Here is a 13729-nt window from a genome sequence, read left to right as displayed (position 1 = left end):
GGTTGACCGCGGCGCGTACCGTATCTGTCAAGGCAGCGCAAAGCGCGCCACGTTGCCCTTGGCTGTCGCATATTTCGACGGATCGACCGGCTGGCCGTCGAGCGTCACCGACTCGAGACCCGCCTTGTTGCCGACCGTGACCTTGAACGGACCGACACCCGTCACTTCCTTCGGATCCCCGGCATGCACGAGGCCGGAGAACAGTTCCTTGCCGTTCTTGTCACGCACGCTGAACCAGCTGTCCTGCGTCACGCGCAGCGCGACGACCGCCTCGCCGAGCGCTGGCGTGACCGCCGGTGCCGACGCGTTCGCCACGACCGCCGGTGCATTTGCGCTCTCCATGGCGGCCTGTGCCTGAGCCTGCGAGCCGGCCTTCGGTGCCGCGGCCGTCGGTGCCGGCGTTGCCGCTGTATTCGCTGCCGGGGCCGAGCCCGGCGCGGTGCCAGTGGCAAGCGGAGCCGGCATCGGCGTTGCCGACGCAGACACCGCATTATCAGCGCTTGCCGCGTTGTCAGCCGTGGCCGCCGCATCCGGCGCCGATGCCCCTTCCGCCGCCGTCGCCGGACCCTGAGCGACCGCGCCCGAAGCCGCCGTGTCGCTGATAGTCGAACTATTCGCGCTTGCCTTCAGGCGCGCGAGCCACGCGGACGAATCACCGCCGTTAGTGCGCCACATCCCGAGTGCGATGACCGCGACGACGATCGCCGCAATGCCCCACAGCCACGAACGGCTCTTATGCCCGCTGTCGCCGAGCGACAGCGAAACCTTGCCGCGCGGCAGATCCTTGCCCGATGACGCCGGCATCGACAGATTCGGCGCCGGCACGCCCTTCTCGCGACGCAGCGCCGCCGTAAAAGGCGCCGGATCGGCGCCCAGCATTTTCGCGTAGCTGCGCACGACGCCGAGTGCGAACGTCGTGTCCGGCAGATGGCTGACGTCGCCCGCCTCGAGCGCGCTCAGCTTGACGACAGACACCTTCAGCCGCGCCGACACGTCCTCGATAGTCCAGCCTTTCGACTCGCGCAACTGGGTCAAGCGCGCGCCAACCGCTGCCAACGAATCAAGGGCCGGCTGCACGACAGGCTGGACCACCGCCCTTGCAACGGGTGCCGGATGGCCATCGCTCGTGTCTGTCTCGTGCGGCTGCGGGTGCTGCGGCTCACTCATCCCAAATCCTTTCGCGTCGATTCTTTTAATCGTGCGACCGGACGGGCTCGAGCGTCACGTCCAAATCGCAGACCGTTTATAACAAAATGTGCGGCTTTGTGTACCGCTCCCGATCGATTCTGCAAACTTTCTTTTAATCGCCGGTGGCATGGGAGCATTTTTGCGCTCGCGGTGCTTTCCGCCGAACGCCGACGCCCTGCCGCCCCTCGCGATTACACGGCGCGAACCTCGATCACCTTCGCCGCCTTCCCGGTGCGCTCAGCAAGACGCGTGCGGTCTTTCACCGCGCCGGCCAGCTGACCGCAGGCAGCATCGATATCGTCGCCGCGGGTCTTGCGCACAGTGGTGACCACGCCAGCGTCCATCAACACCTGCGCAAACCGCTTGATCTGTTCCGGCTTCGAACGGATAAGGCCCGATTCGGGGAACGGATTGAACGGAATCAGATTGAACTTGCACGGCACGTTACGCGTGACGGCGAGCAGCTCGCGCGCGTGCGCCTCGCTGTCGTTCACGCCATCGAGCATGCAGTATTCGAACGTAATGAAATCTCGCGGCGCGACTTTCAGATAGCGCTCGCACGCCGCCATCAGCTCGCGCAGCGGATACTTTTTGTTGAGCGGCACCAGCACGTCGCGCAGCGCGTCGTTCGAGGCATGCAGCGACACTGCGAGCGCCACGGGTAGATCCGCGCCGAGCCGGTCCATCATCGGTACGACGCCCGAAGTGGACAACGTGACGCGCCGGCGCGACAGGCCGTACGCATTGTCGTCGAGCATCAGGCGCATGGCCGGCACGACCGCGTCGTAATTGAGCATCGGCTCGCCCATCCCCATCATCACGACGTTCGTGACGACGCGCTCGCCCTTGCCGTCGCCCCCCATCGCGCGGCCGCCGGCATCACCACGCGACGCGCGCAGCGCAAACTCAGCCATGCGCAACTGGCCGATGATTTCGCCGGTGGTGAGATTGCGGGAGAACCCCTGCTTGCCGGTCGAGCAGAACCGGCAGTTGACCGCACACCCAGCCTGTGACGACACACACAGCGTGCCGCGCGTTTCTTCGGGGATGTAGACGGTTTCAACGGCGTTGCCGTTTCCGACGTCGATCAGCCACTTGCGTGTGCCGTCCGACGAAACGTGGTCGCTGACGACGCCCGGCATCGTGATCGCGGCGCGCCCTTTGAGCTTTTCGCGCAAGGACTTCGCGAGATCGGTCATGCCGTCGAAGTCGGCAGCGTTGTATTGATGAATCCAGCGCTGCAATTGCTTGGCGCGAAACGGTTTCTCGCCCAGGCTGTCGCAATAGGCGACGAGCCCTTGGGCGTCGAGGTCGAGAAGGTTGACGGAGGGACTGCTCGTCATATCGAATCCTGCCATTTCATTGCGAGACTACGTTCATGCAACAAGCTGCATGAACGCCGTGCCCGTTCGCGCCCATTCCTGCTGCTTTTACCTTACTACTTTGCCGTGCAACGCGCGCGATTCATGCGATAAAACAACTCGGCTGCACGAAACGCGCCAGGCGGACACGGCTTGCGACCGAGGCCAGTGCCTGACCTCAGCGCGAGGCGCTCAACGCGAGTAGACGTTGACTTGGGGGAAGAAGAATGCGATTTCAATCGCGGCCGTTTCCGGTGCGTCCGAGCCGTGCACCGCGTTGGCGTCGATGCTGTCCGCGAAGTCGGCACGGATCGTGCCCTTTTCTGCCTTCTTCGGGTCAGTCGCACCCATCAGATCACGGTATTTCAGGATCGCGTTTTCGCCTTCCAGCGCCTGCACGACCACCGGACCCGAGATCATGAATTCGACGAGGTCCTTGAAGAACGGACGTGCTGCGTGCACGGCGTAGAACTTCTCGGCGTCAGCACGCGACAGATGAACCATGCGCGATGCCACGATCTTCAGACCAGCGTTTTCAAAACGGGTATAGATCTGGCCGATCACGTTCTTGGCCACTGCGTCCGGCTTGATAATCGACAGGGTGCGCTCGATCGCCATAAAAACTCCAAAAAATTAAGAAGTTACAGATTCAAATGAATCCGCTATTGTAGCATGCTCCCGTGCACCATTGCGATTGAACCCTTACATGATTGAAAGAATCAAAGCAAAGGGCGCGAAATACTGGTAGCGTAGGCCATGTGGGCGACTGGAGGTATTGAAACTCCGTGCTGCCGCGCTAATCTTACGGATGAACGGTGCGCCCGCCGGCGCTTCGCAAATTGCCGTATCACCATCACGAAACACGCTTCCGAGGTAAGGAGAGATCATGAACGAACATCCGTATATGTTTGGCCGCAACGGCGCGGTCAGCACGGTCGAAACACGCAACCGCGTGCTACGGAATACCTACTGGCTGCTCGCGCTGTCCATGATTCCGACCGTGCTCGGCGCGTGGGTGGGTCTTGCCACCGGCTTCTCACTGTTCGCCGCCACCAGCCCCGCCATGAGCATGCTGGCATTCTTCGCGATCGCCTTCGGCTTCATGTTCGCGATCCAGCGCACCAAGGACAGCGCCGTCGGCGTCTTCGTACTGCTCGGCTTCACGTTCTTCATGGGGCTGATGCTGTCGCGCATTCTCGCGTTCGTGCTCGGCTTCTCGAACGGCCCGTCGCTGATCATGCTCGCTTTTGGTGGCACCGGTGTGATCTTCGCGGCCATGGCGACCATCGCCACGGTCAGCAAACGCGACTTCTCGGGCCTCGGCAAGTGGCTCTTCATGGGCGTGATCGTGATCCTGCTGGCTTCGGTCGCGAACGTGTTCCTGCAACTGCCGGCGCTGATGCTGACGGTTTCAGTCATGGCAATCGTGATCTTTTCCGCCTACATCATGTTCGACGTGCAGCGCGTCGTGAACGGCGGCGAGACGAATTACATCACGGCGACGCTGGCGATCTACCTGGATCTGTACAACGTGTTCGTCAATCTGCTTGCGCTGCTCGGCATTTTTGGCGGCAACCGCAATTAAGTTTGCCCGGTCGTGCGGCGTGCCCCACGCCGCACTCGACGCTCAAATTAGAAGCCCATAACGATTGCTCGTTATGGGCTTTTTCATTACCTGACCACCCGGCGCATGGCGTGCAGCGCGACCGGACGCCGACCGGGCGCCACAGTCACACCGTCAACCACGCGAAACCTTCGCTCTGCGACGCAACCACCACCTCCGTGGGAGCCGCGTCAAGCACGCCCGCCAGCGCCGCCTGCGCAAGTTCCGGCAGATTGTTCTGCTGGCTCAGATGCGCTGCGACCAGATGCCGCAAGCGCGAGCGGTCGAGCGACGCCAGGATTTCGGCCGCCGCGTGATTGTTCAGATGCCCGTGATTGCCGCCGATACGCGCCTTCAGCAACGGCGGATAGCGACTGCCCGCGAGCATCTGCACGTCATGATTGCATTCGAGCACGAGCGCGTCGCAGCCACTCAGCACCGCGCTGATATGCGGCGTGGACGTGCCCACGTCGGTGAGCACGCCAAGCCGGCTCGCGCCGTTCGAGAACACGTATTGGAGCGGTTCGCGGGCGTCGTGCGGAACGGTATAAGGGAGAACGCTGAGCTCTCCGATCGATACCGCCTCGTCGCCCCACAGCACCTGCAGGTCAACATCGGCTTCGTCGGCGCCCACCGCGCGCGCGGTGCCCCAGCTCATGTACAGCGGAATCGACCACTTGCGCGCCAGCGTCAATGCGCTGCCGATGTGATCGCTATGTTCATGCGTAATCAGAATCGCGTCGAGGTGCTCGGCACTCGCGCCGAGCCGCGTCAGACGCCGCTCGACTTCGCGCGCGGAAAAACCGCAATCGAGCAGCACACGCGTGGTGACCGCACCGCTGCGCGCCTCCACCAGCAGCGCATTGCCTTCACTGCCGCTGCCGAGACTTGCGAAGCGCACGACCCGCCTTAGTTCAGTTGCGCGTGCAGCAGCGACACGATGCGCTGCGCGTCCGACGACGTGTCGATCTGCCCATTCGCGTCGACGACCGCGACCTGCGTCACTGCGTCGCCCTTCGCGCGCACGTTGACGAGGAATTCCTGGCCCGGCTTGCGCGTCGAATTGCCGCTGTAGAACAGTTTGCCGAACAGGCCTTCCTTCTTCAGTTCCTGCATCGAATCCGCGTAGCGCACGTAGTAGATGCCCTTCTCGCGATCGCGGTTGTCGACCGTAAAGTTGGTGCGATCGAGCGCGAGGCCCACACGCAGCCAGGCACGGTCGAACGACTCCTGCAGATCGAGCGTCGACGCACCCGCGTTCTGCTCGATCGTGGTCGGCGCGGCGGCGGTGCGCGCGTCGGTCAGCAGCTGCTTCGATTGTGCTTCAGTCAGGCCGAACTTCTGCATCAGCTTGGCGAGAAACAGCGCCTCGAGCGCCGGATCACGCGGACGCTCTTCCCAGCGCGAAGACGTCTTGTCCTGCCCGGTCATCACCTCTTCCATCGCGCTGTGCGTGATCGAGATATCGGTCGCGCTGTCCGGACCGCGCGATACCAGCGTGCGGAAACTGTCGCGGGTGCCCGACGAATAAGCGAAGTCGATGACCTTGCCGATCGTGCGGCGGAACCAATCATCCGGAATGTTCGCGCGGTTTTCCGCCCAGTCGGTCGTCATGATGCCGGTGGCCGGCGCATCGGTCTTCAGCACGAAGCCGTTTTCCTGCCAGAACTCCTGCAGCTGCGGCCAGAGCTGCTCCGGGGAACGGCCGTCTACCACCAGCCAGCGACGGTCGCCGTCGCGCTCGATATGCATGCCGAGCGGATCCTGCGCGTTCGGCTGACCTTCGGTCGCGTTGCCGGCCGCCGTGACAGCGCGCGTCGGCGTGCCACCAAGCGCCAGATTGGCCGGCGGTGCCACATAGCGCTGGTCGTTCGGCGACGTGCTCAGATCGCTCGGCACGGCGAGCGGCGGCGCGCTCGAGGTCGCCTTGTAGTTGACGCGGTCGGAAGCGAACCAGTCGTTCAGCGTGTCACAGCCGGCGAGCGTCGACAGGGCAAGCGCCAGCGCCGCCATGCGGGTTGCGTGGAGGGAAAGTGCGGAACGTTTCATGAGGTCCTTCGTGATGCTGGAACGCGATGCCTCGTTCGATCTGCCGGGAACGTGGGCTGAAGCGACGTCGGTTAATGAAATGCCGGTGGCGGTCTTGCGTGGGCGGCGGGACGGTCGGCCCGTTCAGCCGAGCAGGCCCGCTTCGCGCAGCGCGCCGCGCACCACTTCGTGGTATTGCGCGTCGAGCGGCGTAAGCGGCAGGCGGATGCCGCCCTGCACACGCCCCAGTTGCTGCAGCGCCCACTTCGCCGGAATCGGATTCGCTTCGGCAAACAGGTACTTGTGCAGTGACAGGAGTTTCAGATGAATGTCGCGTGCGGTCTTCACGTCCGCGGCGAGCGCGGCCTTGCACAGTTCGCTCATTGCGCGCGGCGCGACGTTCGCGGTGACCGAAATATTGCCGTGACCGCCGAGCAGCATCAGCGCGATCGCGGTGGGGTCGTCGCCGCTATAGATGCCGAAGTGCGCCGGCGCCGACTTGATCAGATGCGCGGCGCGGTCGATGTTGCCCGTGGCCTCCTTCACGCCGACGATGCCCGGCACCTGCGCGCAGCGCAGGATGGTCTCGTTGCTCATGTCGGCGACGGTGCGGCCCGGCACGTTGTACAGAATCACTGGCAGATCGACGGTTTCGGCGATCTTCGCGAAATGGCGGTAGATGCCTTCCTGGGTCGGCTTGTTGTAGTACGGCACGACCTGCAGCGTGGCATCCGCGCCGACGTCCTTCGCGTGTTGCGTGAGTTCGATCGCCTCAGCGGTGGAATTGGCACCCGCGCCCGCGATGACAGGAATGCGTCCAGCGGTGTGCTCGACCGCGGTCTTGACCATCAGCACGTGTTCTTCGACCGACAGCGTGGCCGACTCGCCGCTCGTGCCGACCACGACGAGCGCATTCGTGCCTTCCTCGACGTGCCAGTCGATCAGTTTGCGAAACGCCGGCAGATCGAGGCTGCCGTCTTCGAGCATCGGAGTGATGATGGCAGGAATGCTGCCGCGGATCTGAACGCCGTCCTGGTGACCGCTGTGGTTGCCGTTAGTCATGAAACGCCATGAATATGATCAGGTAAACCGCGATTGTAGCGGATTAGCCAGCCAACTCGTAACAAGGTGGCGCTGTTGCCCGTGCAGGATCATGCGCCCGGGCCGTTTCCCGAACCGCGCAGATGCGCTGAACGTAGGCCGGACGCGGCTCGGCGAGAAATCCGTCCTGAAATGCGATCACCCGCAGGTGGCCCCGCACGGTGTCGAGCAGCTCGCCAGGCGCGAGCAAAAACGCCGGATTGGAGGGTTTGCCGACGCTTTCGTTTCCTTGCGCGAAGGTCTCGTAAACCAGTACGCCGCCGGGCGCGAGCGCGCGCAGCAACTGCGGAAAAAGCGGCCGGTGCAGGTAGTTGGTGACCACGACGGCGGCGAACGCCGCATCGGCCGGTAGTGGCCACGTCGCGCCTTCGAGATCGGCCACGAGAGGTGTGACGAGCGGCGCGTCGCGCAGCAGGTCGAGAGCAGCCGCGTCGCGATCGATCGCGGTGACCGGATGGCCGAGCGACGCAAAAAAGCGCGCATGCCGCCCGGCCCCCGACGCGACGTCGAGCACCGCGCCGCCCGGCGCGATCAGGTGCGCCCAGTGACGCACCCAGCGCGACGGTTCACCGAGGCCATGCAAGCCACTGGTAACGGGCGTGCTCATCGCTGCACCGCGGTGCGTCGGGTGCGCATCAGTTGTACGACAGCCCCATCGCCTCACGGACGTCGCGCATCGTTTCGGTCGCGAACCGGCGTGCCTTGTCGCAGCCATCGGCGACGATCGCGCGCAACAGCGACGGGTCGTCCATGTACTTCTGCGCGCGCTCGAGCATCGGCTGCTGCTCGCGCAGAATCCCTTCGACGACCGGCTGCTTGCAATCGAGGCAACCGATGCCTGCCGAGCGGCAGCCCTTCTGCACCCACTCGTGGGTCGCTTCGTCGGTATAGACCTGATGCAACTGCCACACCGGGCACTTGTCGGGATCGCCCGGATCGGTGCGGCGCACGCGCGCGGGGTCGGTCGGCATCGTACGGACCTTCTTCGTGATGGTTTCCGCGTCTTCGCGCAGGCCGATCGTGTTGCCGTATGACTTCGACATCTTCTGGCCGTCGAGACCCGGCATGCGCGACGCCTCGGTCAGCATCGCCTGCGGCTCGACGAGGATGATCTTGCGCGAACCTTCGAGATAGCCGAACAGGCGCTCGCGATCACTCATCGACAGGCTTTGCGATTCCTGCAGCATCGCCCGCGCGCGTTCGAGCGCTTCGTCGTCGCCTTCCTGCTGATACGCGTTGCGCAACTCGTGATACAGCTTCGAGCGCTTGCCGCCGAGCTTCTTCGCGGCTTCGTTCGCCTTCTCCTCGAAGCCCGGCTCACGGCCGTACAGGTAGTTGAAACGACGGGCGATTTCGCGCGTCATCTCGACGTGCGGCACCTGGTCTTCACCGACCGGCACGAGCGAGCCGCGATACAGCAGAATGTCCGCCGCCATCAGCACCGGATAGCCGAGGAAGCCGTAGGTGGACAGGTCCTTGTCCTTCAGCTTTTCCATCTGCTCCTTGTAGGTCGGCACGCGTTCGAGCCAGCCGAGCGGCGTGCTCATGCCGAGCAGCAGCGCCAGCTCGGCATGCTCGGGCACCTTGCTCTGGATGAACAGCGTCGCCTGCGCCGGATCGATGCCGGAAGCGAGCCAGTCGATCAGCACGTCCCACACGTTCTTTTCGATCACTTCGGGCGTTTCGTAGTGCGTCGTCAGTGCGTGCCAGTCGACCACGCAGAAGAAGCACGGGTATTCGGACTGCAGCCGCACCCAGTTTTTCAGCACGCCGTGATAGTGGCCGAGGTGCAACGACCCGGTGGGCCGCATGCCGGAGAAGATACGGTCTGGGAACATGGTTATTTAGAAAAGCGAAACAAGTGGAGTCAGAATTGCAGTGATCGCGCTATACCCGAGCGTCACGAGTGGCCTCAACCAGAAACGCGTGAGCGTACCCGTCATCACCAGCGCCATCACGATGAAAAAGCCGTACGGCTCGAGCCTCGACAACGCGATCGATTGCTTCGGCGGCAACAGGGCCATCACCACGCGGCCGCCATCGAGCGGCGGCAGCGGAAACAGGTTCAGCACGCCGAGCACGAGATTGACGCCGACGCCAGCGCCCGCCATGCGCGTGAAAAACGGTTCGTTGACATTGAGCCCCGCGAGCGCAACGCCGAACACGCCCCAGAACAGCGCCTGGATGAAATTGCACACGGGCCCGGCCGCCGCGACCCATAGGCTGCCCCAGCGCGGGTTGCGCAGACTGCCGAACGCGACCGGCACCGGCTTCGCATAGCCGAACACGAACGCGCCGCTCGTCGCGAAGTACAGCAGCAGCGGAATGGCGATCGTGCCGAGCGGATCGATGTGCCGCATCGGGTTCAGCGATACGCGGCCGAGCACGTACGCGGTGTTGTCGCCGAGCCAGCGCGCGACGTAGCCATGCGCAGCCTCGTGCAGCGTAATCGCGAAGATCACCGGCAGCGCGTACACCGCAATGGTTTGTATCAGGGAAGAATCCATAGCTCGCTATTGTAACAATGCGCTCGCGCGTGTCTGTCCGCTTTCGCTCACGACGCTCACGCCGTTTCCTCGAGACCGAACGGCGCGAGCGAGCCGCGCCCTGCCCGCACCAGCACCGGCTCCGAGCCGGTCAGATCGATTACGGTGGACGGCTCGCACACGCACGCGCCGCCGTCGATCACCAGATCGAGCTGCTTTTCGAGCCGCGCGCGGATTTCCTCGGGGTCGTTCAGCGGCTCGGTTTCGCCGGGCATGATCAGTGTCGAGCCGAGCAGCGGCTGGCCGAGCTCCTCGAGAATCGCGAGCGTGATCGCGTGATCCGGCACGCGCAGGCCGATCGTCTTGCGCGACGGATGCGACACGCGCCGCGGCACTTCCTTGGTGGCCTGCAGCACGAACACGTACGGACCCGGGGTCACCGACTTAAGCAGCCTGTACTGCCAGTTGTCCACCATAGCAAAATTGGCGAGCTCCGACAGATCACGCACGAGCAGCGACAGTAGTTGCTTTTCGTCGAGTCCGCGGATGCGCCGCAGGCGTTCGACCGCATCCTTGTCGTCGAGACGGCAGGCGAGCGCGTAGGTCGAATCGGTCGGCAAGGCGACCACGCCGCCGCCGTTGATGATCTGCACGGCCTGCTTGACGAGACGCGGTTGCGGATTGTCGGGGTGAAGCCGAAAGTATTGGGACATGGAGACTCACGATGGCGGCAGACGAACTGCGGCGGATGGGCTGCGGCGAGCAGAGCGCGTGCCGCATCCAGCCAGCCCGCGCGCCGTGCCGCTCCGGCCCGGCGCGCGGTCACAGCCAGCGTTCCCAAACGGGCTTCAGATCGGCGGGTAGCGGCGGCAGTGCACCGAGTTCCATGCGGCCTTCGCCAGGCGCATGGAAGTCGGAACCGCGCGAGGCCTCGAAGCCATAGCGACGCGCGACGTCCGCATATTCGCGGTACTGGTCGGGCGTGTGGCTGCCGGTCACGACCTCGATCGCCTCGCCGCCGAGGTCGATGAATTCGCCAAAGAACGCGTCGAATTCGAGTTGCGAATATGCGTAACGACCGGGATGCGCGACGATCGCGACGCCGCCCGCGGCCTGGATCCAGCCGAGTGCGTCGGCGAGCCTGGCCCAGCGGTGCGCGACGTAAGCCGGCTTGCCGTCGCCGAGATAGCGGTCGAACACTTCCTGGGTGTTTGCGCAGTGGCCGTGCTCGACCAGGAAGCGCGCGAAATGCGTGCGCGACATCATGTCGGGATTCGACACGTAATGCAGCGCGCCCTCGTACGCGTCTGGAATGCCGAGCGTGGCCAGTTGCTCGCCGATTGCTTCGGCGCGCGCGGCGCGGCCGTCGCGCGTGCGGGCGAGACCGTCGATCAGGATCTGGCTGCCCGGATCGATACCGAGTCCGACGATATGCACGGTGCGCCCCGCCCACGTGACCGAAATCTCGACGCCGCTCAGGTAATCCATGCCGAGAGCCTCGGCCGCGGTGCGCGCCTCGTGCTGGCCGCCCACTTCGTCGTGATCAGTGAGCGCCCACAGCGTCACGCCGTTAGCGTGCGCGCGGCGCGCGACGTCGGCCGGCGCGAACTGGCCGTCGGAAACGGTGGAGTGGCAGTGAAGATCGGCGTTCATCGTGGTCCTGGAAGGGTTCTGCGGTCATTTTACTGCAATGCAGTAAGGGGCCGCAGGGGTATCTCGCGACGCCAGTGCCGGTTGCCGGCGTGCCGCGAGGTCAAGACCAGTCAGCGCCGATCCCGCGACCTCCGGGCGACCCACGAGCGCCGTTTCAAACGTAGCTTCAGGCGCGGTGTCAGGTGCAGAACCCCTCGATCAACGCGGCGATCTGCTCCGGCTGGTCGTGATGCACCATGTGCCCCGCGCCGTCGATGATCTTCTCGCGCCAATCGGGAAACGCCTGGAAACGCGCCTTGAATTCGTCGAGCGGAATGTCGCCGGCGATCTGCGCGAGCGTCGGCGAGCCGGCGGCCTCGACGTGCAGCACCTTCGCGCTGACCTTACGCCACACCGCCATCACCTCGTCGAGGCGATACAGCGTCGGGCCGCGGACCTTGTGCGCCGGATCGGCGAGCAGCATGAAGCGCCCTTCGCCATCCGGCTTCGACCAGTGCTGCGCGAGAAACTGCGCACGCCGCGGAACGAGGCGCGGATTGGTTTTGATCAGGCGCGCGGCGACCTCGTCGAGTGATGCGTAGCGCTTGAGCTGCGGTGGATCGCGCAATTCGTCGAGCCAATTGAGCAGGCGCTTCGGCGCCTGCGCCGAATGCGATGGCGCGAGCCCGAAGCCTTCCAGATCGACCACGCGCCGTACCCGCTGCGGCCGCACGCCCGCATACAGGCACACGACGTTCGCGCCCATGCTGTGACCGACGAGGTTCACCTGGCCGTCGGGCGCGTAGTGGTCGATCAGCGCGTCGAGATCGCCGAGATAGTCCTGCACCCAGTAGCTGCCGCCGCCGCGCTCGGCGACCGGCCAGTCGGACAGACCGAAGCCGCGCATGTCGGGCGCGATCACCTGCCAGTCGCCACCGAGCGCATCGACGACGAACTGGAACGACGCGCCGACGTCCATCCAGCCGTGCAGCATGAACAGTATCCGCGCATCGGGATGGCCCCAGCGCCGCACGTGCAGCCGGACGCCGCGCGCGGCAACGAACTCAGAGCGGGATGTATTCATGAACGGCGCACCCGTAAAAAAGAATGGTCGTTCGATTATAGGAACAGCGGCGCAAGAAGTGGTAACGGTTTATTGACGCGATGCTCGGTCGTCCGTTGCCTGCATGGCTTGCTGCGCATCCTGACTCGCGAGCGCGGCGAGTTCGGCATCGTCGAAACCAGCGTCGCGGCGCGCTTCGAAATTGAACGGACCACGCAGTTTCGGCGCGTGATACTGGTCGGCGAGACGCAGATAGGTGTGGTGCGGATCGAGGCCGTCCGCGTCGCACAGGTGACGAAACCAGCGGTTGCCGATCAGCACGTGGCCGATTTCATCGCGCAGGATCACGTCGAGAATCGCCGCCGACGCGTGATCGCCGGCCTGCTGCAGACGCGCGCGGATCGGCGGCGACGCGTCGAGGCCGCGCGCTTCGAGCGTACGCGGCACGAGCGCCATGCGCGCGAGCACGTCGCCACGGGTGCGCTCGCACATGTCCCATAGGCCGCCGTGCGCCGGGAAGTCGCCGTACGCGTGGCCATATTCGGCGAGACGCGCGGCGAGCAGCGAGTAGTGATACGCCTCTTCGGCGGCGACTTTGAGCCAGTCGGTATAGAACCCGGCGGGCATGCCGGGGAAACGCCAGACGGCGTCGAGCGCCAGATTGATCGCATTGAACTCGATGTGCGCGAGCGCGTGGAGCAGCACCGCGCGGCCCTGCGGCGACTGCATGCTGCGTCGACCGAGTTGGCGCGGTTCGACCAGTTCGGGCCGTTCGGGGCGGCCCGGCAGGCCAGCGGGCTCGGCGAGATCGAGGCCGGAGTCACAGAGCGCGCGACCGTCGAGTACCGCAGCGTACAACTCGCGGGCCGCCGCGGCCTTCGCGGCCGGATCCCGCTCGCGCAACGCGGCGAGCGCGGCGCGGCGCGCGCACGGCGGCTCGTCGTAAGAATTCGATGCGCGAGAAGCGACAGAAACGGGCGAAGCGGCGGACGTCATGACAAACGGATCGGCGTTGGAAGCGGTAAAGACGGCGGACAGACGGCGGCTGAGCCGCGCGCGAGCAGTCAAGCGGCTCAAGCACACAACCGTTTACAATACCCGATTCGACCAACCGGCGCGCTTTCGGGCACGCCCGTCAGTTGGCGACGCAAGACCGCCAACCTCGCACCGCGCCGGCTGCGCGCCGCCCCGCCCATGCGTGGCAACCGATCAGACCATCATCGTGCACAGGATCGGAGTCACCGAAGGCCCGGCTCTGACCAACAAG

At 64.8% G+C, this 13729-nt stretch carries 14 protein-coding genes; 1 reads left to right on the top strand and 13 read right to left on the bottom strand.

Annotated features, from left to right (window positions below; genetic code table 11):
* Positions 1-27 precede the first annotated feature (27 nt).
* The 3 genes from HDG33_RS02860 to ndk all read right to left on the bottom strand — a co-directional run bounded on the left by HDG33_RS02860 (position 28) and on the right by ndk (position 3167).
* Positions 28-1167, bottom strand: a complete 1140-nt coding sequence (locus tag HDG33_RS02860) for a helix-turn-helix domain-containing protein (RefSeq protein ID WP_184022425.1) — start codon at positions 1165-1167, stop codon at positions 28-30.
* A gap of 212 nt (positions 1168-1379) precedes the next feature.
* Complete coding sequence (gene rlmN, locus HDG33_RS02855; RefSeq protein ID WP_184022423.1) at positions 1380-2531, bottom strand: 23S rRNA (adenine(2503)-C(2))-methyltransferase RlmN; 1152 nt, start codon at positions 2529-2531, stop codon at positions 1380-1382.
* A 210-nt stretch (positions 2532-2741) separates the two neighbouring features.
* Entirely contained in the window at positions 2742-3167 is a 426-nt protein-coding gene (ndk, locus tag HDG33_RS02850; protein WP_184022421.1) for a nucleoside-diphosphate kinase, read from the bottom strand.
* Positions 3168-3435: 268 nt separating this feature from the next.
* Between ndk and HDG33_RS02845 the strand changes: the two genes are divergently transcribed.
* Positions 3436-4134 carry a Bax inhibitor-1/YccA family protein gene (locus HDG33_RS02845; protein WP_018417558.1) on the top strand — a complete coding sequence of 233 codons (699 nt, stop codon included), beginning with the start codon at positions 3436-3438 and terminating at the stop codon, positions 4132-4134.
* Positions 4135-4279: 145 nt separating this feature from the next.
* On the opposite strand, the gene HDG33_RS02840 is transcribed toward HDG33_RS02845, so the two are convergent.
* The 10 genes from HDG33_RS02840 to HDG33_RS02795 form a co-directional block, all read right to left on the bottom strand.
* Positions 4280-5053, bottom strand: a complete 774-nt coding sequence (locus HDG33_RS02840; RefSeq protein WP_184022419.1) for an MBL fold metallo-hydrolase — start codon at positions 5051-5053, stop codon at positions 4280-4282.
* Positions 5054-5061: 8 nt separating this feature from the next.
* Positions 5062-6201: an outer membrane protein assembly factor BamC gene (bamC, locus tag HDG33_RS02835; protein ID WP_184022417.1), complete on the bottom strand. Its 1140-nt coding sequence runs from the start codon at positions 6199-6201 to the stop codon at positions 5062-5064.
* 123 nt (positions 6202-6324) lie between these two features.
* Entirely contained in the window at positions 6325-7242 is a 918-nt protein-coding gene (dapA, locus tag HDG33_RS02830; protein WP_184004131.1) for a 4-hydroxy-tetrahydrodipicolinate synthase, read from the bottom strand.
* A gap of 43 nt (positions 7243-7285) precedes the next feature.
* Entirely contained in the window at positions 7286-7888 is a 603-nt protein-coding gene (locus HDG33_RS02825; protein ID WP_090800746.1) for a bifunctional 2-polyprenyl-6-hydroxyphenol methylase/3-demethylubiquinol 3-O-methyltransferase UbiG, read from the bottom strand.
* A 28-nt stretch (positions 7889-7916) separates the two neighbouring features.
* Positions 7917-9119, bottom strand: coding sequence for a tryptophan--tRNA ligase (locus HDG33_RS02820; protein WP_090800748.1), 1203 nt, complete (start codon positions 9117-9119; stop codon positions 7917-7919).
* 6 nt (positions 9120-9125) lie between these two features.
* Positions 9126-9788, bottom strand: a complete 663-nt coding sequence (locus HDG33_RS02815; protein ID WP_184022415.1) for a site-2 protease family protein — start codon at positions 9786-9788, stop codon at positions 9126-9128.
* A 56-nt stretch (positions 9789-9844) separates the two neighbouring features.
* Positions 9845-10480, bottom strand: a complete 636-nt coding sequence (locus tag HDG33_RS02810; protein WP_090800752.1) for an L-threonylcarbamoyladenylate synthase — start codon at positions 10478-10480, stop codon at positions 9845-9847.
* 109 nt (positions 10481-10589) lie between these two features.
* The gene (locus HDG33_RS02805) at positions 10590-11420 is read right to left on the bottom strand and encodes a 3',5'-nucleoside bisphosphate phosphatase (protein WP_184022413.1); all 831 of its coding nucleotides are present in this window, start codon (positions 11418-11420) and stop codon (positions 10590-10592) included.
* Positions 11421-11598: 178 nt separating this feature from the next.
* Positions 11599-12483, bottom strand: coding sequence for an alpha/beta fold hydrolase (locus tag HDG33_RS02800; RefSeq protein WP_184022409.1), 885 nt, complete (start codon positions 12481-12483; stop codon positions 11599-11601).
* A 69-nt stretch (positions 12484-12552) separates the two neighbouring features.
* Positions 12553-13458, bottom strand: a complete 906-nt coding sequence (locus HDG33_RS02795) for a ferritin-like domain-containing protein (RefSeq protein ID WP_184022828.1) — start codon at positions 13456-13458, stop codon at positions 12553-12555.
* Positions 13459-13729 lie beyond the last annotated feature (271 nt).

The sequence above is a fragment of the Paraburkholderia sp. Cpub6 genome (assembly GCF_014201065.1).
Lineage (GTDB): Bacteria > Pseudomonadota > Gammaproteobacteria > Burkholderiales > Burkholderiaceae > Paraburkholderia > Paraburkholderia tuberum.
The sequence above is the reverse complement of the archived record's forward strand: the minus strand, read 5'-3'. Positions and strand labels throughout refer to the sequence as shown.

What these genes read in the sequence shown, in the direction of transcription:
- bamC (WP_184022417.1), bottom strand. Translation starts at nt 6,201, where the DNA reads ATGAAACGTTCCGCACTTTCCCTCCACGCAACCCGCATGGCGGCGCTG.
- HDG33_RS02845 (WP_018417558.1), top strand. Translation starts at nt 3,436, where the DNA reads ATGAACGAACATCCGTATATGTTTGGCCGCAACGGCGCGGTCAGCACG.
- ndk (WP_184022421.1), bottom strand. Translation starts at nt 3,167, where the DNA reads ATGGCGATCGAGCGCACCCTGTCGATTATCAAGCCGGACGCAGTGGCC.
- dapA (WP_184004131.1), bottom strand. Translation starts at nt 7,242, where the DNA reads ATGACTAACGGCAACCACAGCGGTCACCAGGACGGCGTTCAGATCCGC.
- HDG33_RS02825 (WP_090800746.1), bottom strand. Translation starts at nt 7,888, where the DNA reads ATGAGCACGCCCGTTACCAGTGGCTTGCATGGCCTCGGTGAACCGTCG.
- rlmN (WP_184022423.1), bottom strand. Translation starts at nt 2,531, where the DNA reads ATGACGAGCAGTCCCTCCGTCAACCTTCTCGACCTCGACGCCCAAGGG.
- HDG33_RS02805 (WP_184022413.1), bottom strand. Translation starts at nt 11,420, where the DNA reads ATGAACGCCGATCTTCACTGCCACTCCACCGTTTCCGACGGCCAGTTC.
- HDG33_RS02860 (WP_184022425.1), bottom strand. Translation starts at nt 1,167, where the DNA reads ATGAGTGAGCCGCAGCACCCGCAGCCGCACGAGACAGACACGAGCGAT.
- HDG33_RS02800 (WP_184022409.1), bottom strand. Translation starts at nt 12,483, where the DNA reads ATGAATACATCCCGCTCTGAGTTCGTTGCCGCGCGCGGCGTCCGGCTG.
- HDG33_RS02810 (WP_090800752.1), bottom strand. Translation starts at nt 10,480, where the DNA reads ATGTCCCAATACTTTCGGCTTCACCCCGACAATCCGCAACCGCGTCTC.
- HDG33_RS02815 (WP_184022415.1), bottom strand. Translation starts at nt 9,788, where the DNA reads ATGGATTCTTCCCTGATACAAACCATTGCGGTGTACGCGCTGCCGGTG.
- HDG33_RS02820 (WP_090800748.1), bottom strand. Translation starts at nt 9,119, where the DNA reads ATGTTCCCAGACCGTATCTTCTCCGGCATGCGGCCCACCGGGTCGTTG.
- HDG33_RS02795 (WP_184022828.1), bottom strand. Translation starts at nt 13,458, where the DNA reads ATGACGTCCGCCGCTTCGCCCGTTTCTGTCGCTTCTCGCGCATCGAAT.